Genomic DNA, 23,565 nt, shown 5'->3' on the forward strand with positions numbered 1-23,565 from the left:
GGGATAGGTGACAGGGTATGAAGAAAACTGTAACCTGTAACCTGTAACCTGTAACCTGTAACTTGCTAGATTATATCAATAAAACCATAAATACTAACGATCAGCAATAGTATGGCTGTGAATTGGGTAATGCGTGTTTGAGGAGATGGAGCGATCGCTTCCCTGACTAAGATAGAAATTGATGCACCAACCACAAAACTCAAGCCCAACACCATGTAAGGTTCTTGTGCTGGTAAAACAGTAGAAATCGCCAGCATAACAATTGCCAGCGTCAACATTAACAGTTCTACAAACCGGGGTGGGTTGTATTGGCTAGATAAAATTAGGGTACTTAACAACAAGCGCCAACTTCTCATAACAAGTCCACCAATTAGGAGTTAGTAGTTAGTGGTTAGTGGTTAGTGGTTAGTGGTTAGTGGTTGATTATTTGTTAAAAAAACTATCCATTAGCCATTAACCATTAACTACTTATAACTACCAAATCAACGAATACCAGTTTTAATTTGACCTGCACCATTACTTTGAACGGAGTCTTCTGGTAGTTCTACACCAAATACACGTGCGAAAGCTTTTTCTACCTTATAACCAGAATCAATTGACTCTAGAGGATCTTTCCGCAATCTGTGGCGCAAGCATAGTGTAATGACACGGCGGATATCATCAACTGTCACTTCGGTACGCCCCTCAAAGGCTGTTAAAGCTTTGGCAGCGCGGTTGCTAACAATGTCACCCCGCAAACCATCCACATCTAGTTCAGAACAAACTTCGGAAATTTTTACCCGCAAGTCATAGTCAATATTAACCGAGGGTAAAAGTTCTTGGGCTTTGATAATACGCTGTTGCAATTCCTCTTGCTGAGATTTGTATTTTTCCAAAAATTCTTGGGGATTTTGGTCAAACTCTGCCCGTTGTTCGACGATTTGCACCCGCAAAGCTGGTGCTTTGACTGTATGGATTTCTGCGTGCATTCCGAAGCGATCGAGTAGCTGTGGACGGAGTTCGCCTTCTTCTGGGTTCCCAGAACCGACGAGTACAAAGCGCGCTGGGTGACGGATGGAAATACCTTCTCGTTCTACTGTGTTCCAACCACTGGCGGCAGAGTCTAAGAGCACATCTACCAAGTGATCGTCGAGTAGATTGACTTCATCCACATAAAGAATGCCGCGGTTGGCTTTCGCTAAAAGTCCTGGTTCAAAGGCTTTCACACCTTCAGATAAAGCTTTCTCAATGTCAATAGTGCCACAAACCCTGTCTTCTGTCGCACCCAATGGCAAATCAACCATTTGAACTTTTTTCTGAACGACGGGAATATCCTCGCCGTTTTCTAGTTTTTGACGAATTTCATCGCCCATCAAATCGGGATCGCTGGGGTGGCTGTTGAAGGGATCGTTAGCAACTACAGGGATTTCTGGCAACAAGTCAGCCAACGCCCGGATGGTTGTGGATTTACCAGTACCGCGATCGCCCATAATCATCACACCACCAATTTTAGGGTCAATCACGTTCAATATGAGAGCCAGTTTCATTTCTTCCTGGCCGACAATTGCCGTAAAAGGAAATACCACGCGACGCGCAGCAGCGGTAGCAATAGCAGTAGGACTCACTAAATTACCTTTATCTATATTTTTCTTATTACAGTTTCCTATTGTGCCACAGGTCGGGTGTAGGGAGTAGAAACTGAAGAGGGGGTGAGTGGGGGAGACAGGAATTCAAAATATTAAGGATTCTAGTTTTAGAGAAAACTCTGTACTTTATACTCACATACCTCTACTATCTGACTGTTAAATCCTAGTTCTTGGTTAAATTTTTGCTCTATGGCATCTAGTTCAGCTTGTAGAATAGCTTTCCACTGCTCGCGTGTTTCCCAATGAATGACCAAAATTACCTCTGTGGGATCGTTGGGGTTGAGCCAAACTTGTTTGCCCAGAAAGCCAGGATAATTAGCCAGCGCCGCTGTCCAAATTTCTGCGTCCTTATGAATGTATTCTTCTCGTTGTGCAGGTGGTACTTTAATCTTGAGTAGTTCTATACAGTGTTGTAAATCTGTATTTGTGGTCATTTTTGAGTTCTTTTTTCTCTCCTGAAAAAGGATAGCACGGACATTAGAATGCATTCATTCCTTCAGACAGGTGCGATCGCTCGTTATTTGGCATCCCCAAGCAAATCACGGACATTAAAATGCATTCATCCCCTCAGACTGGAAGTCTGGGGCTAGACAAACAAAGCCTGCCTCCGCAGGCTAAATATCTTAAATTAAGTAAAAAACCAGTTTTTTAAGTCATAAATGTGCGAGAGGTCTAGTCTATAAGGATTTTGTTTATAAAATTGAGCACAAGTCAGAAATAACTGAGCAAAAATATTTTCTTACTTGCTCCGTAAGCTTATGTGGCAATGGTTTCACAAGATGCGAGCATTTCCTTTGATTGCGCGATCGCGTTTTCTTAACTAACCAGAACGTGGGTTTGAGAGATGAAAAACATCATTTAGAATTGCCGCATTCACCAAAATATTTGACGACTGCATGAGCAATAGCTTCGTTACCATCCTTGGCAATCGGTTCTGAGGAAGTTGGTGGTTGGGGTGGTTGCAGTAAAAAATCCCAAGAACCATCAAAAAACTCTGATGGGGTGAGAATTTGATGTCGGTTGTAACTTGTAATACCTTCTAATAGAAAAGCTGCTTCTGCAAATTCATCACGGGTTACAGAAACGATTGGCACATCTAGGCGAGTAGCTTCTGCAAAAGTACTGAAACCAGGTTTAGAAACAACTCGATCGCAAATGGGCATAAAATCTACAGGACGGAATTGGCGTAGCGCTTCGCGCTTGCCGCAGGCTTCGCTAATTTGAATTACATTAGGTAAATCTGGGGCTAATTGGTCGAAGGCAATAAATTGCCAGTCCGAAAATTTTTGCAGGCGATCGTAAGGGATTTTTTGCAAGCCCAAGCCACCGAAAGTAAGTAATATAGTTCTTTCTGGTGGTGCAGTAATACCCCAAATTGCTCGGATTTCGTCAGCAGAATAACGAGGAGAACCACCTGTTAAGCCTACGTCTATAATGTACTGAAATGCTTCCATCGGTTCGTGAAAGGGAAGGCGAAACAAGCGATCGCACTTGCTGTAACAATCGCTAATCCAATCTGCAACTTCGGTAAAGCGATCGCCCCAACTTCGGTAAATAAAGTCGAAGCCAAAGTTACTCATCATCCAGCAGGGAATACCAGCAGCTTTACCCATTTCCGCAGCAAGGAAAGGAATATCTGCCAAGATGAGATGGACACGATTTTGGCGGATAAAGTTGATTTCTGAAGCGATGATAGAACGCTGATTCTTCTTAATCTCTAACAACTTTTCCAATGTCGCTGCTTTATCCATTGTCAAGCTATCTGCTTGTACAACACCTAAATCGAATGCACGGGGACGATGGATAAAATCGCCTTCAATATAGCACTCTAGCAACCACCGTGGAGCCGTGGTCACCAAAATGAGCAGCACTTCTGGACATAACTTTTGAATAGTTGCCGCAACAGCTGCGGCACGAGTAGCATGACCAAAGCCATGATTTGTTATTGCTATGTATAAAATTGGACGTTCCATATTGAATTTGAGATTTTTGAGCAGAAGGGAAGTTAGTAGATAGTAGTAGGGGGGTTTAGAAGATAATTTGTCGGTTTGAACCGAAAATAATCAATAAAACCCGCCCGTACAGTAGATAGTAGTAAAAAATTAACAATTAACCACTAACCACTAACTATTAGCCATTAACCATTCCCTAATTCCCTCAACCAGTTGGTCGATTTCCGATTTAAGTGTAAAGTAATGAACGCAAGCACGCACGCAATTCGGATTGGCAATTATCCGAATAAATAATCCTTGCGATTCTAAAAAATTGACCAATTGGGGATGAGAATGGGGCTTGCTCTGAGTGAGTTGAAATGAGACTAAACCGCTTTCGGGTGGTGAGGTTCGCAAAAGATGAACATCCGGTAATGTCCTCAACCGCTGCCACATATACTCACTATTACGACAAATTTGCTGATAGCGTTCCTCTGCCGTTCCCCATTTTTGATGAATAGCGATCGCTTCTCTCAACCCGGCGTAAAGAGGATAATCTGATGTTGCGACTTCATAGCATTGTCCATTGGGCTGCCAATCTACAGGCATTCCTTGACTATCGGTAATAATACTGCGCCAACCAACAAAAGTAGGCTTCAGGCTTGTCCTAATTTCTGGGCTGACATACAAACCCCCTATTCCTGCAGGGCCACATAACCATTTATGCCCGGTGAATGCATAAAAATCTACCCCCAATTCAGTTAAATTCAAAGGCAATGAACCAACTGATTGCGCCGCGTCTATCAGCAATAGAGAATTATTATCTCTGCATTTTTCTACAATTTTGTCAAGAGGTAAAACTTGACCTGTATTCCACAGAATATGGCTCAAAACTACTAAACGGGTATTGGGGCGAAGGTGCTGGGCAATTACCGCTACAGGATCGCCTTCGTTCAAGGTAGGCATTAAGGGGCAGGTAGTAACTTCTACACTATATCTGCGGGAAATTTCCTGGGCAATTGCCACTACGCTGTGATGTTCGCATTCAGATAAAAGCAAGTGATCGCCAGCTTGCCATTCAATACCCCACATTGCAATGTTACAGCCAACAGTTACATTCTCCGTAATGGTAATTGTTTCAGGTTGTACAGTTAATTCAGATGCGATCGCTATCCTTGTGGCTTTCACTTCCTGTCCAATCCATTTACCGACTGCATTACCAAAAGGGCCAATTTCTTGAATATACGCTTGGGCTTGAGTAATGGCATCCATAGACGCTTTAGGCATTGGGCCTTGACCGCCGTAGTTGAAATAAGTTTTATTTGCTAAAGCTGGAAATTGTTGGCGATAGAGATGCAGCTTGGTTTCTGTTACAGAAATGGTCATACAGCAATCCTAAATAGGTTGTGAAGTGAACAACAGTTGTACACAGAGCCTTTGCGAATCAATAAATTTCTTGGTGAACAGCAACGTTTATTCATTTTAAAAGTAGGCGATCGCACACCTGCACCTCAACGAAACTGCTTTTCGAGTTTGCTTTCTTATTCTAGTTGGGTGAGGGTTAACTGTAGATTTTGCGATCGCACATTCTAATTCGTGAAGAGCCTAGAACGATAGTCTCCCTACCAGAATGCGTGCAATTATCCAGCAGGTAGGCTTGAGTGTAGACGAATTTGTTGAATTGTTGTGAAATAGCTTGAACAAAGGAGCGATCGCGCAAAATTTTACGATCGCCTTTCTGTTAATTTAATAACCTTAAGAGATAAAATCTATATAAGGCTTAACCTATCCTTAGCCTAATCTTAAATTAAACGCAAATATAGTCTGTGAACGTCCAATTAAAAACATATAAAGTCATCCCTCTACAAATGCCGGGGTTGAAACGATTGCTGTCTTATCAGCGAACATGGTTGCGAGGGGATGTGCTGGCGGGTGTAACAGTAGCTGCTTATTTGATTCCCCAGTGTATGGCGTATGGGGAGTTGGCTGGTGTGGAACCTGTAGTGGGGTTGTGGGCAATTTTGCCGCCAATGATAATTTACACCCTTTTGGGTTCATCGCCTCAACTATCGGTAGGGCCGGAATCGACAACGGCAGTAATGACGGCAGCAGCGATCGCTCCCCTAATAGCTGCAAATGGTGGTAACTATGCAAGTTTCGCTTCTTTGTTGGCTTTAATGGTAGGCGTAGTGTGCATAATTGGCTACATTGCAAAGCTGGGTTTTCTAGCAGATTTACTATCTAAACCAATCCTGACAGGATATATGGCCGGAGTTGCTGTAATTATGATTACAGGTCAGCTTGGTAAAATAGGTGGCATTGGTATTGAGGCAAATACTGTTTCTGGAGAAGTAGGTGAATTCCTCAGTCAGCTCAATCGCATTCACTGGCCGACTCTGATTTTAGCAACTCTGGTTTTATTTTTCTTGTTCACGATTCAGCGTCGCTTTCGCACAGCACCTGGCCCATTGTTGGCGGTGTTGCTGGCAACTGCTGCTGTGGCACTCTTTAATCTTGATGAGCGGGGTGTTGCTATTGTTGGGGAAATTCCGGCGGGCTTGCCTCAGTTTGCTTTACCCAGCCTATCAGTTCAAGATTTTTTACCACTTGTAGCATCTGCGATTGGAATTGCGATTGTTGGCTATTCAGATAACGTACTCACAGCACGGGCATTTGCTAACCGCAATCATTACAAAATTGATGCTAATCAGGAACTTTTGGCACTAGGAACCTCGAATCTGGGAAACGGATTGATGCAGGGTTTCCCAATCAGTAGCAGTGGTAGCCGCACTGTCATCGGAGATTCATTGGGAAGCAAGACGCAGGTGTTTTCCTTAGTGGCTCTGGTTGTCGTTGTCTTGGTACTATTATTTTTGCGTCCGTTATTGGCGCAATTTCCCAAAGCGGCATTGGGAGCGATCGTGATCTATGCCGCTACCAAATTGATTGAAATACCGGAATTTATCAGACTGGGACAATTTCGGCGCAGCGAGCTGTTTCTGGCTCTGATTACAACAGTTGGAGTTTTACTAACAGATATTTTGATTGGCGTTGGCATTGCTGTGGGTTTATCCGTCATTGATTTGTTTGCTAGGGTAGCGCGCCCACACGATGCTGTTTTGGGAGAGGTGCCGGGATTACCGGGATTGCATGATATTGAAGACTGGGAAGGAGCTAAAACTATTCCTGGATTGGTGATTTATCGGTATGACGCTCCCTTATGCTTTGCCAATGCAGAAAACTTTAAGCGACGGGCATTAGAAGCAATCGAGGCAGAAGCAGTTCCAGTGGAGTGGTTTGTCTTAAATACAGAAGCGATCGCCGAAGTTGATATCACTGCCATCGACACCTTAGCAGAATTGCAAAGCGAACTAGCCGCTAGAAACATCACCTTTGCAATGGCACGCGTCAAACAGGATCTCTATATCCAGCTAAAGCGATCGCAACTTTTACAGAAGATTGGAAATGAACGCATATATCTCACACTGCACACAGCGATCGCAGGATTTTCAGAGCGCGATCGGCATTCTAGCAGTAAGGTTGTTGAGTCAGATAAATAAGTGGTTAGACAAAGTCATCTGCAATAATCCGCTCGATGCACCGTTCCGCAAGGGCAGCAATGGTGAGAGAAGGGTTGGCACATGCAGTATAGCCAGGAATCATCGCACCATCTACAACATATAAACCCTTATAGCCTTTAACTCTGCCGTAAAAATCACAGACTTTTCCAAGTACGGCACCACCGAGCGGATGTAATGTTATCTCATCTAGTACGCGGGCAGTTTTAGGCTGATACGTGCTGTTTGTATTGGCTTGGTTAAGTTTTTGGTATGTTTTTAAGGTCGCTTGACGTAGCTGAATTATTTCTGGATCGTATATCGGCCAAGTCAGTCGCACGCTATTGGTAAAGGGATCAAACTGGAAACTCCCTTTCGCCGAACCGATGCTAAATCCCAATGAATAAAGATAATCTTGCCGTGTTTCGTTCCATTTTGGGTATGGTTGAAGCGCTGTTGGTGCAATTGGGTTGGCATGATCTTCAATTACAGCGCTTAATGGCCCGCCTTGACTGGGATTAGTGGGTGGTAGACCAACTCTAAGACCAAGAGTATCACCATTACCACCCCAGAATTTTCCGACAGCGTCATTTAGCTTGGGGAGCGTTCCTTTAGCTTTTGCCTTGACTAGAAGCTTAGATGTTCCCATGGAACCAGCCGCTAAGAAAACGTGCTTACTCGTAAAGGTGCGCTTTTGCAGAACATTCCCACCTTCATCAATTTGGTTGCAAAAAACTGCATAACGATGCTCCGACATCTCATAAATATCCGTGACTACGTGTAATGGCAAAATTTGAACAAACCCACTCTGTTCTGCCTGTAACAGGTAGTTGCGATCCAAGCTGTTCTTGCAACCGCTGTTATTCCCATACAAAAATTCACCAACGATCGCAGAGGGAACCCGCTCTCCAGATATCTCCTGGCGAACCACATCCCAATCTAGGTTCATGTCCAATAGTTTTCCGGGCAATCCTGCATTTGCCGCCTGCTCTAGGGTAATGCGTGTCAGGCGGTAGTAGTCTGACGCCAATATATCCTCTGGAATGGGGCTGGGCTTTAGTATAGAGCGGACTCTAGGATAGTACACCTCAGCCATCTCATCGTAAGAGATTGATCCCTGGAAGACTCGATCGAAATTAGCGCGTGTTGGTTCGTAAGTAGCTGCAGAGTAGACAAGAGAACCGCCACCCACACCTGCACCTGCTAACACACCGATGCCGTTTTCCCCCAAAACCTCCAACACACCGGTACAGTCATCAATGGCAGCAGGCTTAAAAACACCAAGTAAAGGAACAGAAGAAGAGTTTAGCCAAAAAGAGCGACTATCTGGAGCACGCAGGCTAGAAAAGGTGTTTTGTTCTTCAGTCAAAGTCCAACGACGCCCGCGTTCCAGCACAAGAGTTTGTACTCCAGCTTGCGCCAACCGCAGCGCCGCAACCGCGCCGCCAAAGCCACTGCCAATCACGATCGCATCTATAGGTTCACTCTGATTTGCCCAGGAACGCAAGACATCAAGGCTGGTGACTGTATAACCTCCAAGAGCAAAAGCACTAGCTTTGAGGAAACGCCGTCGGTGGATGTAGCGATTATTCATAAGTATTTCTTGTCATACTTAGTAGAAATTAGACTCCACATATAGCACGGAAGCCTGTGAAGCAGTAATTCATATGCAACTTTGATGCCAGTACAAATAGTGTGAAGCGCGATCGCACTGGCGTGACGGACTAATTTAGTGCATAAATATAAATCTTGTGGTAAATCTTGTGGTGTGGACATCTTGTCCGCACCGGACGGGTTAGAAGCTCATCCCACAAGTTTATAAATGTGCCTATAAATGTGCCTGCCCTGTGTGGATCTCGTAGTATAGAAGTGGTCGTCCGTTGACGATCGCCCGCCGAGTTCGAGACATACCCAGAGCCTCAAGTACCCTAATCGAAGCTTCATTCGGTTCATCGACATCTGCGATCGCCCATTCCAAACCAAGCACGTCAAAAGCATAACAAAGTACAGCCCGTGCGGCTTCTTTTGCGTAGCCGCGTCCCCAAAGTAAGGGACAAGTACCAAAAATGAGACTCGGCGCTTCCTGGGAGAAATGAAGCAAACCTGCGAATCCCGCGATCAAGTCACTTTGATTTTCAAAAAATAGCCAAATCCCGTAGCCGTAATTTGCAAAATTCGCTGCACTTGTTTCAATAAAAGATTGCGCTTCCTCACGGGAAATTTGGCGATCGTCAAAGAGGAAGTGCCGCACATTAGCATCAGTCCATAGCTCGTGCAAGGAGTCAAGATCCTCGCTCTGGCATGGACGCAGGCTCAATCGTTCAGTGTGAAGCAAGTACGCGCTCATAATTAAGTCCAACAACAGCGGCTCTCGTCTATCTGCTGCAATGTAATATTAACTTGCTGATACCATTGATCTATAAAGAAGCTCTTTATTTAGCCCGCGCAGGTGGGCTTAGTTCTTATAGCCCAACCCTTCTAGGGTTTGGGTGATATAGATATAGATATTAAATGCATTGTTACAGAGAATTGGTATGACATCGCGATCGCCTTTTACGTCAGTGAAAATCACATTGATGTTATGATCGAAGACGTTCGGTTCTGGTGGGGAGCAGCCACCAGAGGTAACGGGGAAAGTACGGTGCAAATCCGACGCTGTCCCGCAACTGTAATCAAGTCAAAAGTCACATAACTTTTGTCCTTGTAAGTCAGGATGCCCGCCGAAGTTAATCAATGTATTTTTATGTATCTGCGAGGAACAGATGACAGCCACAGCAAATATTTCCGCAACCAAGGGCACTAATGCCCCTTCTCATACTTTATTTGTTTGTAAAACTTGCGCCACCACATGGCAAGATGGCAAGCGAGTTGGTGAAAGTGGAGGGCAAAAGCTACTAAAACAGCTGCAAAACCTATCACAAGACTGGCACTTGAAAAATTATTTTCCAATTCAGGAAGTTGAATGCATGAGCGCTTGCAGTCATTCTTGCGTCGTCGCTTTTGCTGGTTCTGGTAAATTAACTTATCTGTTTGGAGATTTACCAATCGATAACAGTGCATCTGCAATCTTAGAATGTGCTAGCCAATACTATGCTAAACCCGATGGTTTACTGCCTTGGTCAGAACGTCCTGAACCCCTCAAGAAAGGCATTTTGGCTAGGATTCCATCCTTACCCCAGTAAAGACTATGTCAGGGTTGTTAATTCACTGTTTCTTGTACCAGTACTAATCTTCCTTCTTTGTATGCCTGCCGCAAGGCTATAGCCTCTGCCACAATCTGTTGGGCGCTCAGTCCCTCTGTATCCATCATCTTTTGTAGAGTAGTTCCAGTCCGTTCATTTTCTTCATGAATGGGTGGAATTTGACAGTACCTGCCGCCATTTTTTGTCCGTCTCCAGATGCTGGGCTTTTCGGGTTTTATTTCCCTGGGTTGACGTTGCTTTCTGACTAGCTCTCGTACTGCTTTTTGAGAAACTTCTGCTAAATCTAAGAGCTGATCGATGACTGGCTGATATTTCTTGCTGTTTTCTGCTAGCTGATATATGGTTCTCGGTTCAATTTGCGCTAAATCTTGAGGCGAGAACTTTTGAAAGGCTGCTGCCACTTTTAGATATTTCTTCTCCTCACCCAAGAAGCCGTGTTCATCAAGCAGCTTCTTGTATTCCCGCTTGGAGTGCGTCTTTTTAAATTCGGCTAAAAAGAAGGCATGACGCAGAATAGTTGCGGTGACATGAAAGAGTGCCCCAAAAGAGGAATTTAGATCGCCAGAAAGCGCTGCCATCTCAGCCTGCTCTTTCTCGTATTGCTTAAAGGAGGATTCGCTAATTGTTTTAGAATCAACTTGGGCTGCTATTACACTGTGCATTTGTGTCGTCATAAAGCGATCGCACTATTGTGCTGTTGGCAAAATTTAGCTTAACTAGAACAATTGTACTACTTTAAGGACAAGAAGAATCCCCGAACATACTAAAATTTTTGAGAAGAATGATGAAAGATTTATACAAGTAGGGACAGGTGACAGGGGACTAGGGATTAGGAAAGATGAGGAAGATGGGGAGGATGGGGAGAAACCGCTTCCCAGTGGGAGGTTAGTAGTAGAGATGCTATTACTTAATTTTCACGCAGTTTACTTGGAGCCACCTTTAGGAATCATTGTGTCAGGAATATGCTCTAACCCCCATTCAATCATTGCTACCAGCACAGGGCGAAGACTCTGTCCTCGTTCTGTAAGTTGGTAGTTCATTCGCCGCGGATGATTGCCATAGGGCTGTTTTACTATCAAATTTAAGTCTTCAAGAGACTTGAGCCGATTTGCCAAGATATTAGTGGAAATTCCTTCCGGAGATTCTAAAAACTCCTCAAATCGCTGTTTGCCAAAAAACATCATGTCTCTAATTACCAACAGTGTCCAGCGATCGCCAATTAGATCCAGCGTGGATGCGATCGGACAGTAGGAGCGTTTTAATTGTGCCATCAATCTAAAATCTGAATTTCAAGATTACTTGCATTTTACAAGTTAACTTTGCTAAAGTAACTTTTAACTTGCAATTTAAAACCTAAGGATAACCATGATGCAACCGATACCAATAGCCAAAACTGGGCAGAACTTCGCTGTTGTGGATTTAGGGAAATTCTCTGATTTGCATCAGTATGTTTTTGAGGCTGAGGAACACTCGATTAAGCTGGAAGGCAAAGTCTTTTTAAAACAATTGCTTAACCTAACTAGTGCAGAGATTTCCCTTAACACTTTACAGCCTCTGAAGTCCATACCGTTCTATCATAAGCACCGATTAAACGAGGAAATTTATATTTTTATTCAAGGTCAAGGAGAGTTTCAAGTAGACGATCGCGTATTTCCAGTGTGTGAGGGAACTGTAGTGCGTGTGGATTCTGAAGGGGAGCGCTGCTTGCGCAATACCTCAGATGGGGAACAGCTGAACTGGATAGTGATTCAATCACGAGCAGGTTCTTATCGCGATCGCACAATTGAAGATGGGTACGGTGTGCAGAAGCGGGTGAGTTGGGTTGGCAAACAACGGATTTGAACTTAGTATGTTCGTTTTCGTACTTTTATGCCTTGGCATGGCATTTGCAAGGGCAGGTCATAATCGGTCATAACTTGCCCTACAAACTAGAACTTATAACTCAAAACTTGTATTGCCCCATTCTCCGGTAAATTACCAGAACTAATAGTAATTGTGTCACTATTGCTACGGCGTACTGTCATTCCATCCATTAATTTCAAAAAATCATCTAAAGGAGAAATATCGCAGGTGCTAGCATCTGCTGCTTGTGTACGGTAATGGGTAGGAATGATTAGTTTCGGATTTATGACTTGAATTGCCTGTTTTGCTTCTTGAGCATTATAAGCTTTTGGCCCACCTCCCACAGGTACAAATGCTACATCGGGACGTCCAATCAGGATTTTTTGTTCAATGGAAATGGGTGCAGCAGCTCCTCCTAAATGTAGGATATTGATTCCAGACTGATTCCATTGCCAAGCCGTATTTTTACCAAATTGCCTGCCCCCTTTGCGATCGTGATCTATAGCAATTCCTTGGAATTTAATTCCTTGAAATTCGTAAGCTCCTGCTTCGTAAATTAACTTGGGATTTCCAGGTAGATTTTCCACTGCGCCTTCATCCAGCAGTTGACTGCTAATCAGCACTAAATCTGCTGCCACTTTTGGCGCACGATAACCGGCGGTACAACCAACTGTACGAAATGGATTAACCAGAATTTTCGTACCACCGCCAGTAAATAGAAAGCAAGTGTGCCCCAACCACTGAACTGTTAATGAACCACCGCGAGATTGGGCATTAGCTTGCAGGCGAGAACCCAAACTAGTGATTATGGTTGTTGCCAACCCCGCTCCAGCATAGCCCATCAATTGCCGTCGTTTCATTAATTACTCTCTCGTCCTCATTTGTAATGTTGCCAAAAAGTTTCGCAGTAACTGCTTACCTGAAGATGTGAGAACACTCTCTGGGTGAAATTGGACGCCTTCTACATGAGGATAGTTCCGGTGTCGCACTCCCATGATTGTGCCATCTTCAACCCAAGCCGTAATCTCTAACACGTCTGGGCAAGTTTGGCGCTCAATTACCAAACTGTGATATCGGGTTGCAGTCATGGGATTTTCCAATCCCTGGAAAACACCGATCCCAGTGTGAGAAACTTGAGAAGTTTTGCCGTGCATCAACTCTGGTGCAGAGACTATTCTACCTCCAAATACCTGACCGATACTTTGATGCCCCAAACAAACTCCCAGAATTGGCAAATTAGCTCCGAGTTTTTCAATCAATTCTAGAGAAATTCCCGCATCTTCTGGACGCCCTGGGCCTGGAGATATTACAACTCCATCTGGCTTGAGAGCACGAATTTCATCTAGGGTAATTTTATCGTTACGAAAAACTTTAATATCAGCCGCTACCGGGAACTCTACCGCCAATTCTCCTAAATACTGAACTAAATTATAAGTAAAGCTATCGTAATTATCGATAACTATAATCACAACTTATCACCCCTAATTTATATCAATAATCACTACCTAAACAAACTTATTACACATTCCCTGTTCCCTATAGAATGCGATCGCTACTATTCAAAAAGCAGAGGAAATTAAGGTTAACAAAGGAGGTAACAAGAGCGTACCAGCCACCAATACTGCGACTAAAGCAGATACAAGCACAGCACCAGCAGCACAATCTTTGGCAATTTTTGCTAATTCGTGGTATGTCTGCTTCACTGTTAAATCAACTACTGACTCAATCGCCGTATTCAGTAGTTCCAAAGCTAAAACCAAACCACTAGTTATACCAATTACTGCTATTTCTACCGTTTTTAAATGCAAAAATAAACTTAACCCAAGTGCCAAAATGCAAACACATACGTGAATGCGAAAATTGCGCTGAGTTTGAAATGCGTAACTTATCCCACACCAGGCATACTTAAAACTAACAAATAAACTTGAGGCAACTTGCCAGGATAGCTCCCGCTTTTTAGTCACCACTTTTTCTAAAGGATTTGTCGTCGGTGATGGAACTGGTTGGGACATAGTCATAAAAATACAGCAGCAGATTTTGTTTAACTGAAATTTCTGGCCGATTTTAATCGCATATCAGACTTTATGCCAATTTATTACAAAAGTAATACACGTTCGCGGTTATGCAGCCACGTGTTATTCTATATCAATATCTATACCTACTGATTCAAGTAATATTACTTGCTGTTTGAGCATTTTTGCCAAACTTTCTTCATCAGGGTGATCCCAGCCAAGTAAGTGTAATAATCCGTGAGCACCTAACCAGGCTAATTCAGTTTGTAAGGAATGCTCCAGCTGTTGAGCTTGTCTTTGAGCAGTATCGATGGAAATAACAATGTCACCTAGATACAGGGGCAAGGAAGCAAGCATTTCGTCGGACTGCGGACATTCTACTTCTAATGCGGCGAAGGATAAAACATCTGTAGGCTTATTTTGAAGACGATACTGAGCATTTAACACTTGAATTTCAGCATCGTTTGTCAAACGCAACCCTAATTCGTAGTTTGTTGCGGGTGGAAGATTGGGTTGTAGTATTTCCAACCAGCAATTAAACCACTTTTCCCAAGTTTCTACACTAATTTGGGTATTAGCATCCCTAGTATCTGTAGCTGCCGATTGAGAAGACTCAAACACAAAATCCTGCACGCATACTTCAACTTGCACCAGTCAAAAAATCTCCTATGCTTAGGTTGTGGTAGACGATCAACGAGTTAGGTAAGCCAAGCCCACAAGGACAGCTAAAAGCCCTACAGTAGTTAGGAAAAAATGTTTTAAAGAAGTTAGTCGCTTTTGCACCATGTTTCGCATGGCAAGTTTGACATAGCTCGGTTGAGATTCTGTAGAAGGAGAGTCGCTCATAATGATTTGCTCACAATTCTTCTATAAATGTAACAGTTTGTTTAGTGAATAGTGAGTGGTTAGTGGTTAGTGGAGACGCGCTGTTTGAAGCGTCTTTACCTAGTTAGCGGTTAGTAGGTATAAAAAACTATTTACTACCTACTACCTACTATTTACTACCTACTAACTACTAACTACTATCTACTAACAATTTCTTTGATTAGGCGGTAGCTTCTACCAGTTGGTTTTCTTGCCGGAGATAAGATTGGATGAATATGTCAATCTCACCGTTCATCACATCCATGATCGCAGTCGTTTCCACATCAGTACGTAAATCCTTCACCATTTGATAGGGGTGAAAAACATAGTTACGGATTTGGTTGCCCCAAGAAGCTTCCACCATATCACCGCGAATTTCGGCAATTTCTTTAGCCCGTTGCTCTTGGGCGATTACCAACAGTTTGGCTTTGAGGCGAGCAAGAGCTTTTTCTTTGTTTTGCAGTTGACTGCGCTCTTCTGTACAACGCACCGCTATGCCTGTGGGGATATGAACAATCCGCACGGCTGTTTCGACTTTGTTGACGTTCTGCCCACCTTTTCCACCAGATCTAGATGTGGTAATTTCCAAATCCTTCTCTGGAATTTCTAATTGTACCGAGTTATCTAACTGTGGCATCACTTCTACTCCGGCAAAACTAGTTTGCCGCTTGCCATTGGCATTGAAAGGTGAAATTCGCACTAAACGATGAGTACCAGTTTCCGATCGCAAGTAACCGTAGGCATAGCGTCCGGTAATTTCTATGGTGGCAGATTTTATTCCCGCTTCATCACCTTCAGATATTTCCGTCAAATGTACCTTATAGCCTTGGTTTTCTCCCCAACGCGTGTACATCCGCAATAGCATTTCAGCCCAATCTTGAGCATCAGTACCACCAGCACCAGCATTAACCGTTAACACAGCACCTTGTTCATCGTAAGGGCCAGAAAGTAGCTGCTGCAATTCCCACTGATCGAGTTCACGATTCAGTTTGGTAATGGTAGTTTGGGCTTCTTGCAGTAGTGCTTCATCAGTTTCCAATTCCAAAAGCTCTACTACAGCTTTGCTGTCTTCCAGACTGGTTTGCCACTGATTATACTGCTGAAGGTGGTTTTTCAGGTCATTGAGTTCTTGCAAAGTTTTTTGAGCTTGAATTTGGTCGTTCCAAAACTCTGGTTGTGCTGCTATTTGTTCTAAATCTTGAATTTTAGCAGTAAGTGCAGGTATGTCAAAGATAGTCCTGGGTTTTACCCAGGCGATCGCACAACGTTTCAATTTCGCGTTTTAATTCCAGTACTTCCATCGTTTTTGCTAAATAACAGAGCGTTTTTGATTTTATCTTCAGACGCGGAACGTCTTGCAAAAGACATCGCTCTTTATTGTATTCATATCTTCAATTTTATCCATATTTGTCTTTTAAGAAGGCAGAAGGAAAGAGGATTGGACTTGTTTGTTCCATTTGTAGCGGGTGGTGCGCCACCTGTGCGGCTACTCTCTGGCGAAATACAGGGAACGGGGGATGAGGAAGATTGAGTTTTATAAGATTTTGCTACAAACTGTAGTACAGGCTATATTCAACCTGACCAAAAAAACCGTGGTTTGCTTGCGCAAAAACCACGGCACTTGAACTTTAACTTTGCTTCTCGCTGATTTTGAATGAATTCTTAATCACGGCCATTAAGGGCGATTAGCAACCGTAGGATAAAGATGAACAGATTGATATAAGTCAAGTACATTGACAAAGCTGCCGGTAAGTACTGATCGTTGCGATAGGTACGGGGCAGAATGTAAAAATCAACTACAGATGCGCCAGCAAACAAAAATACGCCCAAGCCAGAAATGCCTATTTCTAACCATGTTGGGGTGTAGACGCCAAACAGGGCAAACAAGAATTGCAAAAGTACAACAACGAATAAAGCAATAATGCCCAGACGAATGGTTTTTGTTAAAGCCATGCCGTCAGATTCAGAGAGATTTGAACCAACCTGACGGGCGACAATAAACGTGATGCCGCAACCAAGAGCAGCTAAACCAATCCCAGGAATGCCTACGCCCTCAGTTCTCAATGCCACAAACACTAAGCCACTAAGGGTATATCCAGATAACAAACTGTAGGTTGCTAAAAGTGGCAGTGCAACGTTGTTTTGACCTTTTTCAGCAACGTTTTGGGCAACAAAAAACAGAATTAGTTCTAGAATAATTGCACCAATGAAGGTGGGAAAGAATAACCCAGGATTAGCACGGATAACTGCCAAACCACCGTAGGTTCCCAGTGCGGTTAATACTAAACCTCCTCCCAAGTAGGGTAAGGCATTAGCTATGACATTTGGGCCGACAAGGGCTTGAGTTTTGGCTTCACGGATAGCATCACGGAAGTTGCTAGTATTGCTCATATTTCACAACTCGCTTTGTGTGACAACATTACTAAACTACTCTCATTTTTACTCAAATTTTCAGATCGCAATTAGTGCTTGAAGAATGCAGAAGTCAAAAGTCAGGAGCCAGCTTGGGAATTCTTCATTCTGAATTCACCAATTCTAGCTCCTGAATTCTGTTTGATAAATCTGCAGGAACGACCATTTTTGCTGCCTTTGTTAAAAAATTAGAAAAATTTTTCATTAGCGTGTCTCAGTACCTTAACACTGTAAATTGTGGTTACAACTATAAAATTATTGAGATGATACAGATAACTAAATATCTGTGGCGAGAGTTTTTACTATACAAATAACACGAAAATTAGCCAGGTTAAAAACTAAGTTTATTAAGTATATAAAAAGAAAATTTTAGATTTAAATAAACAGAACCCTAATTTTTCATTCTCATTATCTAATACATCTCATACTGAATAGATACTCTAAAAATATTTTTATATTTTTTAACTAAGCAAGGGAATACACACACAATTGTTACAAAATTTCAATACTCTACAAATAATATTTTGTACAAACTAAGTGCGTGTAAATACTGGGATATAGGGGTAGGGTATACATAAGTTCAGTGAAACAACGAATGGTGTAGCAAAGCTTTCCTAAGGACAATAATTACAGCTTAGGTGAAATTTTACGCAACTCCATTTTTTCAGAATAGGAGTTACTACAAAGGAATTTCTATGGCAGTAAGTCAGTCCTCTATACGAGGTGATGGTATGGAATTATTGCAGTTATACCATCAGAATCCCTCTATTGAACTTCGTAATAAACTTGTAAGGTTACATATCGGCTTAGTACGAAAAATGGCTCATAAATTTAGCCATCAGTGTAATGAGCCTTACGAGGATTTAGAGCAAATTGGTTATTTTGGTTTGATTAGAGCTATTGAGCGCTTCGATCCGAGCCAAGGATATGCTTTTAGTTCTTTCGCTGTTCCTTATATTCGGGGTGAAATGCTGCATTTTTTACGCGATCGCAGCACTTTATTAAAGATTCCCCGTCGTTGGCAGGAACTTTATAATGAAGGGCAAAAAGTTCGCAAAGAATTGGCAGAAATTTTGGGACGTCCTCCTAAAGATTCAGAAATAGCCAAGCAACTCAAAGTCTCCACCCAGGAATGGCAAGAAACCAAGTTGGCTGCTCAAAATCGGATGCCTTTGAGTTTAGATGCAACTGTAGTTAACTACGTTGACTGCCAAATTACTCTAGGTGAAGCACTTCCTTGTCCTCGTTCGGTGGCAGAACAACAGCGAGAAGAAGAACGCCAACAACTGCAAGGGGCAATCTGTTTGTTAGAAGAAAAACCCCGCATGGCAGTGGAATTGGTATTTTTGAAGGAACTTTCTCGCAAAGACGCCGCTCAAAAAATAGGTACTAGTCCGATGACGGTAACGCGGTATCTGCAAAAGGGAATCCAGGATCTAATGTCGATGTTACGTCCGCAGGCTCTACCAACTGGGTAATGGTAAAGTTCAGCTAGTAGGGATGTTGACGTTTGATATTGCCGAAAATTCCAAGACTTGCATTAATGCTTCTCGTACCACATCAGAACCTGCTCCCAAACGGCAGGAATTTTCTGTCAGGTGACGCTTCCACACTCGACTACCCGGTTGCCCAGCAAACAGTTGTAGCATATGGCGAGTAATTTTATTGAGCTTGAGTCCCTTTGTTACCCAGTCATCAATATAAGAAAACATCGCTTCAGCAACTTGATGACGGTTAGGGGGTTGCACCGTCTCGCCGTAGATTTCACTATCTGCTGTGGCAAACAGGTAGGGATGATCGTAAGCAGCACGTCCAATCATGACTGCATCTACGAACTGTAACTGCTGTTGCACCTGTTTTAAATTGGTAATTCCACCGTTTATTTCAATCGATAGGTAGGAAAATTCCTGCTTGAGACGATACACATCTTGATAACGCAACGGTGGGATGTCTCGATTCTCTTTCGGGCTTAATCCCTGCAACCAAGCTTTGCGTGCATGAACGGTAAAGCGTTGGCAACCTGTTTGTGAAACAACCTGGACAAAGTTTGCCATGTCTTCGTAGCGATCGCGATCGTCAATTCCGATCCGGTGTTTAACGCTAACAGGAATTTGAACAGCATTGAGCATTGCTGCCACACAATCTGCAACCCGTTGGGGTTGTGCCATTAAGCAAGCGCCAAAATTGCCATCTTGCACGCGACTGCTAGGACAACCGACATTGAGGTTGATTTCGTCATAGCCCATATCTTCAGCAATGCGAGCGCATTCAGCAAGCTCTTTGGGGTTATCGCCTCCCACTTGCAAAACCAGGGGTTTTTCTTGGGGTGAGAAGCCTAAGAGATACTGGCGATCGCCATGCAAAATTGCCGCACTTGTAACCATTTCGGTGTAAAGTAAAGTGCGACGTGTAATCTGCCGCATAAAATACCGAAAGTGGCGATCGGTACGATCCATCATTGGCGCAATACTCAAGGGGTAAACGCCGTGAGTAACTGATTCAGGTAAAGTGGCTGAGTGCAAACAAGTCATAGATCACAAGTCTATCGCAACCGATGTCTTGTGGATTGAGAATTCAGGCTCACAAGTAGGAAAATTGAGAAAATGCGAGAACTTTATCCACCAATTGAGCCTTATAGAGAAGGGAATTTACGGGTATCAGAAATCCATACAATTCATTTTGAAGAATCTGGTAACCCACAAGGTAAGCCTATCATTTTACTGCATGGCGGGCCGGGTGGAGGATGTCCACCCTATTATCGGCAGTATTTTCATCCCGAAAAATGGCGATTGGTGATGTTTGACCAAAGGGGATGTGGAAAAAGTACACCCCATGCTGAATTGCGAGAAAATACAACTTGGGATTTGGTTAACGATATTGAAAAACTCCGAGAACACTTAGGAATTGTAAAGTGGGTAGTTTTTGGTGGCAGTTGGGGAAGTACTTTATCTTTAGCTTACAGTGAAACTCATCCCGAACGTTGCAAAGGATTAATTCTGCGTGGCATTTTTATGCTACGGCAAAAAGAGTTACGTTGGTTCTATCAAGAGGGCACAAGCTATATTTTTCCCGATGCTTGGGAAGAGTATTTAAAACCTATTCCTGTGGCAGAACGTGATGATATGCTAACAGCATACTACAAACGTTTAACCAGTCTTGATCTGCAAGTCAGGCTAGAAGCCGCTCGTGCTTGGTCTATTTGGGAAGCTAGTACTAGTAGACTATTTCCAGATCCAGAATTAATGCAAAAGTTTGGTGAAAATGAATTTGCTGATGCTTTTGCACGGATTGAATGTCATTACTTTATTAATAAAGGTTTTTTTGAACCCGAAGATCAATTGCTTTTAAATGTTCATCGCATCCGCCATCTTCCAGCTGTAATTATTCAAGGACGTTATGATGTGGTTTGTCCGATGATATCAGCTTGGGAATTACATTGTGCTTGGCCGGAAGCAGAATTTATTGTTGTTCCTGATGCCGGGCATTCGATGAGCGAACCCGGAATTCGCAGTGCTTTGATAGAGGCTACGGATCGGTTTGCTTGTTTATGACATACTCCCTGCACGTCAAACAGCGATCGCAATCAAGTTTAGAGGGCGATCGCGCAATCTTATAAAGGTAAAGATCCGTACACCAGTCAAGAAAATACCTATAAATTAAGAAAACTCACTTTCAATATCTCTCGATTGATGTAATACTCGGAAAATTTCTATGTCATCATTTATCTTTATGTAAAACACAACGTAAGGCTTAACAGGAAAACTTCTAAGTTCGTTCATTAAATCATCTCGCTTTTTGCCCAGATCGGGAAACTGAGCAAGCATTGGAAAACGATTAAGAGTTTGAGCTATTTGTTTGTCAGCTACAATTTGATTTTGTTGAGCTAGGTAAGTCCAAATATCTTCTAAGTCTTGTTCAGCTTGCCGAGAAATTCTATAGCGATTCATTGTCAGCTATCCTGATCTAGCTTACGCTGTCCTCGTGCCTTGATATTTTCCAGCAAACGGGGTAGAGACTCGTCATCGTATTCGGTATATTCTCCATTCTTTAGCTGTTCGGCTGCGATCGCAATATCTCGCTGTAATGCTTCTAACTTTAGCTGACGCAGTTCCTCCTGTGTATGCTCAAGTCTATTTATCATTTCCTGAAAGGCACTTGCATCATGGATGACGACTTCTGCTTTGCCATTAACAGTAAGCACAAGAGGTGATTTAGTCGCCTTGATCTTCTCTAGAAACTGTTTGACGTTGCGCTTAAAGTCTGTAAGAGAGTGAATATGCTCTAGATTAATCATAAATTAAATACTAAATTGCGTACTTAATTAAGTTCCTATTCAATGCTATCAAAATAAGATTACTCTGCGATCGCTCGTAACCAATCAACGCCAGCATTTTTGTTTCAACTTAATGTTGCATTCTCTTAAAAATCTGTTACATTACTTTACAGGCAGTTGCAACTGTTACAAAGCTTGAACTTTGGAGTTTTGCTCATGTCAGGTTTCAAAAATTCTACTCCTACTGTTTCAGATGACCCTAATGCTATGCGTTTTGGGTTCACTCCTGAAAGTGAAAACTGGAACGGTCGCTTTGCAATGATTGGTTTTGTATCTGTCATTTTGATTGAAGTTTTTTCTGGTCAAGGCTTCCTCCATTTCTGGGGCATCCTGTAAATTGATGTAGTCTTTTTTGCCTTCGGTTGATTAAGCTCGGTTCTAGGTGAACCGAGCATTGATGATAACTGGCTGTAACCTACGTGATTACCTAATACTTAGAACAATTGCTCTCATAACTTTTTATAACGATTTTTATAACTTCTCTTCTAATATTTTCCTCCTATGTCAAGGTGGAAAGTGAGAGTTAATTCGGCGACAGCGTTTGTTTTTATTATTGACAGGCTTTTCCTTTTGGTATTTACAGACTTTTCTCCGAAATCTACATCTCTGCACACTCATGATTTTGGAAAGATTATGGAAAACAAGTCTTCATCAGTCGATACAGGGCAACAAATTCGCCGACCTGGCACTGAAGGGCTTGAAGAAGCCCAAGCCAAGCAAGCCGGGGCCAAATTCGAGTGGCATTTCGGCCGAATTACTCGGTTGGGGTACTTTGAGATTGCTGGTGGCAGAGAAGTAACTATTGTCTGGGAGGAGGGAGGTGTCAGTTCCCAGCAGGGTGACATCACTGACGAGCAGTGGGAGATCTTCAAGCTGGCATTTTTGAGTACCGGACGGATCGCCGTGTTGAGCGATCAAGAAGGGGAAAGATGGATGCACGACTACCGCTTTTTAGAGGCCATGCGGTAACGTTGGAACACACTCTCGGCTAACACTCTGCTGCACTGGAAGCAGATTCTAGCTTCTGTCTTAACTTCTTGGTGTCTGTGCTATTGCTAGTTAGAAGTACCTTACGAAAATTAGAAAACTCCTAGATTATGTATATCCAATCTAGGAGTTTTGCTTGCTAAAAAATGTATCTAATGCTGGATCACAGTCCTGGGCCTACCGCCAACCATCTCGGTTGCGATTTCGTAGATATGCATGAGTACAACTGCGCCAATAAAGGCACCAACAGCTGTGGCAGCAACATCAATGCTGCTCATTACCGCTACTACAGGCCAGACACGAACAAAAAGCCAGCCACCAAGGATTCCTCCAACAATACCAATAATCTTGGATGTCCACCATCGCCACCAAGGTATATGTTCAATAGTGGCAGATGTTGAAACTCTACTTGGCATTAGTGGTGGCTGAGGACAAAATCCCACAAGCGCCCAAAATATCAATAGTGGTAGACTCATTTAAGTTCCTCCTTACTATTGAACAAGTGAGCCATTTCTCGCTATTTACTTCCCCTACATTTGAGGAATATGTCTCTATAGAGACTGATATTTAGGCGTTGCTGAATCGCGGTATGAATTTGATGTGTAGAGACGCGATATATCGCGTCTGGGCAGGGGTTTTGGCATTACGAAAAATTATTTTCATAGCCTAAATCAGCAACGCCGATATTTATATTGTCTAATAAAGTATCTTATAACTACACATTTATTTAGCAATTAGCAATAAAAAAACAATCATATTTGCAATTATGCCAGTGCAATTCTTACACTAAGTTTTGTTT

29 protein-coding genes and 1 riboswitch are annotated in these 23,565 nt (G+C 42.8%); of the genes, 8 read left to right on the forward strand and 21 right to left on the reverse strand.

The genetic code is table 11. The features are described from left to right. Window positions 1-65 precede the first annotated feature (65 nt). The 5 genes from UYC_RS0104875 to UYC_RS0104895 all read right to left on the reverse strand — a co-directional run bounded on the left by UYC_RS0104875 (window position 66) and on the right by UYC_RS0104895 (window position 4,942). Window positions 66-356 carry a hypothetical protein gene (locus tag UYC_RS0104875; protein ID WP_016873527.1) on the reverse strand — a complete coding sequence of 97 codons (291 nt, stop codon included), beginning with the start codon at window positions 354-356 and terminating at the stop codon, window positions 66-68. 126 nt (window positions 357-482) lie between these two features. Then, complete coding sequence (bchI, locus tag UYC_RS0104880; protein ID WP_016873528.1) at window positions 483-1,604, reverse strand: magnesium chelatase ATPase subunit I; 1,122 nt, start codon at window positions 1,602-1,604, stop codon at window positions 483-485. Between the two features lie 128 nt (window positions 1,605-1,732). Next, window positions 1,733-2,059 carry a TIGR03792 family protein gene (locus tag UYC_RS0104885; RefSeq protein ID WP_016873529.1) on the reverse strand — a complete coding sequence of 109 codons (327 nt, stop codon included), beginning with the start codon at window positions 2,057-2,059 and terminating at the stop codon, window positions 1,733-1,735. 420 nt (window positions 2,060-2,479) lie between these two features. Next, window positions 2,480-3,598 carry a hypothetical protein gene (locus UYC_RS0104890; protein ID WP_016873530.1) on the reverse strand — a complete coding sequence of 373 codons (1,119 nt, stop codon included), beginning with the start codon at window positions 3,596-3,598 and terminating at the stop codon, window positions 2,480-2,482. 150 nt (window positions 3,599-3,748) lie between these two features. Then, window positions 3,749-4,942, reverse strand: coding sequence for an aminotransferase class V-fold PLP-dependent enzyme (locus UYC_RS0104895; RefSeq protein WP_016879276.1), 1,194 nt, complete (start codon window positions 4,940-4,942; stop codon window positions 3,749-3,751). Between the two features lie 440 nt (window positions 4,943-5,382). Between UYC_RS0104895 and UYC_RS0104900 the strand changes: the two genes are divergently transcribed. Next, window positions 5,383-7,116, forward strand: coding sequence for an SLC26/SulP family anion transporter (locus UYC_RS0104900; protein WP_016873532.1), 1,734 nt, complete (start codon window positions 5,383-5,385; stop codon window positions 7,114-7,116). 4 nt (window positions 7,117-7,120) lie between these two features. Here UYC_RS0104900 and UYC_RS0104905 read toward each other — a convergent pair whose 3' ends face one another. The 3 genes from UYC_RS0104905 to UYC_RS0104910 are packed head-to-tail and all read right to left on the reverse strand — an operon-like array spanning window position 7,121 to window position 9,460. Then, window positions 7,121-8,707: a GMC oxidoreductase gene (locus UYC_RS0104905; RefSeq protein ID WP_016873533.1), complete on the reverse strand. Its 1,587-nt coding sequence runs from the start codon at window positions 8,705-8,707 to the stop codon at window positions 7,121-7,123. After that, complete coding sequence (locus UYC_RS37525; RefSeq protein WP_127011301.1) at window positions 8,704-8,889, reverse strand: hypothetical protein; 186 nt, start codon at window positions 8,887-8,889, stop codon at window positions 8,704-8,706. The genes UYC_RS0104905 and UYC_RS37525 overlap by 4 nt, the downstream gene beginning before the upstream one ends. A gap of 52 nt (window positions 8,890-8,941) precedes the next feature. Beyond that, entirely contained in the window at window positions 8,942-9,460 is a 519-nt protein-coding gene (locus tag UYC_RS0104910; protein WP_016873534.1) for a GNAT family N-acetyltransferase, read from the reverse strand. A gap of 232 nt (window positions 9,461-9,692) precedes the next feature. Continuing rightward, window positions 9,693-9,852, forward strand: a riboswitch (cobalamin riboswitch). A gap of 23 nt (window positions 9,853-9,875) precedes the next feature. On the opposite strand from UYC_RS0104910, the gene UYC_RS0104920 reads away from it, so the two are divergent. Then, window positions 9,876-10,295 carry a DUF1636 family protein gene (locus tag UYC_RS0104920; RefSeq protein WP_016873536.1) on the forward strand — a complete coding sequence of 140 codons (420 nt, stop codon included), beginning with the start codon at window positions 9,876-9,878 and terminating at the stop codon, window positions 10,293-10,295. Window positions 10,296-10,312: 17 nt separating this feature from the next. On the opposite strand, the gene UYC_RS0104925 is transcribed toward UYC_RS0104920, so the two are convergent. Both UYC_RS0104925 and UYC_RS0104930 read right to left on the reverse strand, forming a co-directional pair. After that, a complete protein-coding gene (locus UYC_RS0104925) occupies window positions 10,313-10,990 on the reverse strand; it encodes a hypothetical protein (RefSeq protein WP_016873537.1) in 678 nt (225 codons plus the stop codon). 249 nt (window positions 10,991-11,239) lie between these two features. After that, window positions 11,240-11,587 carry a winged helix-turn-helix transcriptional regulator gene (locus UYC_RS0104930; RefSeq protein WP_016873538.1) on the reverse strand — a complete coding sequence of 116 codons (348 nt, stop codon included), beginning with the start codon at window positions 11,585-11,587 and terminating at the stop codon, window positions 11,240-11,242. Window positions 11,588-11,681: 94 nt separating this feature from the next. Here UYC_RS0104930 and UYC_RS0104935 point away from each other — a divergent pair, with 94 nt between their 5' ends. Further along, window positions 11,682-12,158, forward strand: a complete 477-nt coding sequence (locus UYC_RS0104935; RefSeq protein WP_016873539.1) for a cupin domain-containing protein — start codon at window positions 11,682-11,684, stop codon at window positions 12,156-12,158. Between the two features lie 86 nt (window positions 12,159-12,244). Here UYC_RS0104935 and UYC_RS0104940 read toward each other — a convergent pair whose 3' ends face one another. The 6 genes from UYC_RS0104940 to prfB all read right to left on the reverse strand — a co-directional run bounded on the left by UYC_RS0104940 (window position 12,245) and on the right by prfB (window position 16,335). Further along, window positions 12,245-13,018 carry an MBL fold metallo-hydrolase gene (locus tag UYC_RS0104940; protein WP_016873540.1) on the reverse strand — a complete coding sequence of 258 codons (774 nt, stop codon included), beginning with the start codon at window positions 13,016-13,018 and terminating at the stop codon, window positions 12,245-12,247. Window positions 13,019-13,021: 3 nt separating this feature from the next. Then, window positions 13,022-13,627: an anthranilate synthase component II gene (locus UYC_RS0104945; RefSeq protein WP_016873541.1), complete on the reverse strand. Its 606-nt coding sequence runs from the start codon at window positions 13,625-13,627 to the stop codon at window positions 13,022-13,024. 90 nt (window positions 13,628-13,717) lie between these two features. Continuing rightward, window positions 13,718-14,170, reverse strand: a complete 453-nt coding sequence (locus UYC_RS0104950; RefSeq protein ID WP_016873542.1) for a diacylglycerol kinase family protein — start codon at window positions 14,168-14,170, stop codon at window positions 13,718-13,720. Window positions 14,171-14,293: 123 nt separating this feature from the next. Beyond that, the gene (gene ybeY / locus UYC_RS0104955; protein WP_016873543.1) at window positions 14,294-14,821 is read right to left on the reverse strand and encodes an rRNA maturation RNase YbeY; all 528 of its coding nucleotides are present in this window, start codon (window positions 14,819-14,821) and stop codon (window positions 14,294-14,296) included. 39 nt (window positions 14,822-14,860) lie between these two features. Continuing rightward, window positions 14,861-15,016, reverse strand: a complete 156-nt coding sequence (locus tag UYC_RS36320; RefSeq protein WP_016873544.1) for a DUF3285 domain-containing protein — start codon at window positions 15,014-15,016, stop codon at window positions 14,861-14,863. A gap of 199 nt (window positions 15,017-15,215) precedes the next feature. Then, window positions 15,216-16,335 (reverse strand): peptide chain release factor 2 gene (gene prfB, locus UYC_RS35325; protein WP_127011302.1). Its coding sequence is split into 2 segments (ribosomal slippage): window positions 15,216-16,262 and window positions 16,264-16,335, totalling 1,119 coding nucleotides; the frame shifts between segments, so codons are not numbered across the junction. A 5-nt stretch (window positions 16,336-16,340) separates the two neighbouring features. Here prfB and UYC_RS39340 point away from each other — a divergent pair. Continuing rightward, window positions 16,341-16,565: a hypothetical protein gene (locus tag UYC_RS39340; protein ID WP_127011303.1), complete on the forward strand. Its 225-nt coding sequence runs from the start codon at window positions 16,341-16,343 to the stop codon at window positions 16,563-16,565. Between the two features lie 131 nt (window positions 16,566-16,696). On the opposite strand, the gene UYC_RS0104970 is transcribed toward UYC_RS39340, so the two are convergent. Continuing rightward, the gene (locus UYC_RS0104970; RefSeq protein ID WP_016873545.1) at window positions 16,697-17,425 is read right to left on the reverse strand and encodes a Bax inhibitor-1/YccA family protein; all 729 of its coding nucleotides are present in this window, start codon (window positions 17,423-17,425) and stop codon (window positions 16,697-16,699) included. 716 nt (window positions 17,426-18,141) lie between these two features. Here UYC_RS0104970 and UYC_RS0104980 point away from each other — a divergent pair. Then, window positions 18,142-18,924 carry an RNA polymerase sigma factor SigF gene (locus UYC_RS0104980; protein WP_016873547.1) on the forward strand — a complete coding sequence of 261 codons (783 nt, stop codon included), beginning with the start codon at window positions 18,142-18,144 and terminating at the stop codon, window positions 18,922-18,924. A 9-nt stretch (window positions 18,925-18,933) separates the two neighbouring features. Here UYC_RS0104980 and dusA read toward each other — a convergent pair whose 3' ends face one another. Beyond that, entirely contained in the window at window positions 18,934-19,977 is a 1,044-nt protein-coding gene (dusA, locus tag UYC_RS0104985; RefSeq protein WP_016873548.1) for a tRNA dihydrouridine(20/20a) synthase DusA, read from the reverse strand. Window positions 19,978-20,049: 72 nt separating this feature from the next. On the opposite strand from dusA, the gene pip reads away from it, so the two are divergent. Beyond that, a complete protein-coding gene (gene pip, locus UYC_RS0104990; protein WP_016873549.1) occupies window positions 20,050-20,997 on the forward strand; it encodes a prolyl aminopeptidase in 948 nt (315 codons plus the stop codon). Between the two features lie 105 nt (window positions 20,998-21,102). On the opposite strand, the gene UYC_RS0104995 is transcribed toward pip, so the two are convergent. Together UYC_RS0104995 and UYC_RS0105000 are read right to left on the reverse strand one after the other, a co-directional pair. Further along, window positions 21,103-21,393 (reverse strand): type II toxin-antitoxin system RelE/ParE family toxin, encoded by a 291-nt coding sequence (locus UYC_RS0104995; protein WP_016873550.1) that lies wholly within the window; start codon window positions 21,391-21,393, stop codon window positions 21,103-21,105. Window positions 21,394-21,395: 2 nt separating this feature from the next. After that, a complete protein-coding gene (locus tag UYC_RS0105000) occupies window positions 21,396-21,740 on the reverse strand; it encodes a type II toxin-antitoxin system Phd/YefM family antitoxin (protein WP_016873551.1) in 345 nt (114 codons plus the stop codon). 195 nt (window positions 21,741-21,935) lie between these two features. On the opposite strand from UYC_RS0105000, the gene UYC_RS0105005 reads away from it, so the two are divergent. Beyond that, a complete protein-coding gene (locus UYC_RS0105005; protein ID WP_016873552.1) occupies window positions 21,936-22,115 on the forward strand; it encodes a high light inducible protein in 180 nt (59 codons plus the stop codon). Between the two features lie 165 nt (window positions 22,116-22,280). Next, window positions 22,281-22,748 (forward strand): hypothetical protein, encoded by a 468-nt coding sequence (locus tag UYC_RS0105010; RefSeq protein ID WP_235082881.1) that lies wholly within the window; start codon window positions 22,281-22,283, stop codon window positions 22,746-22,748. Window positions 22,749-22,918: 170 nt separating this feature from the next. Here the strand turns inward: UYC_RS0105010 and UYC_RS0105015 are convergent, their stop codons facing one another. Further along, on the reverse strand, window positions 22,919-23,242 hold the full coding sequence (locus UYC_RS0105015) for a GlsB/YeaQ/YmgE family stress response membrane protein (protein WP_016873554.1): 324 nt from the start codon (window positions 23,240-23,242) through the stop codon (window positions 22,919-22,921). Window positions 23,243-23,565: the final 323 nt, after the last annotated feature.

The organism is Chlorogloeopsis fritschii PCC 6912 (genome assembly GCF_000317285.1).
In the GTDB taxonomy this organism is placed as follows: domain Bacteria; phylum Cyanobacteriota; class Cyanobacteriia; order Cyanobacteriales; family Nostocaceae; genus Chlorogloeopsis; species Chlorogloeopsis fritschii.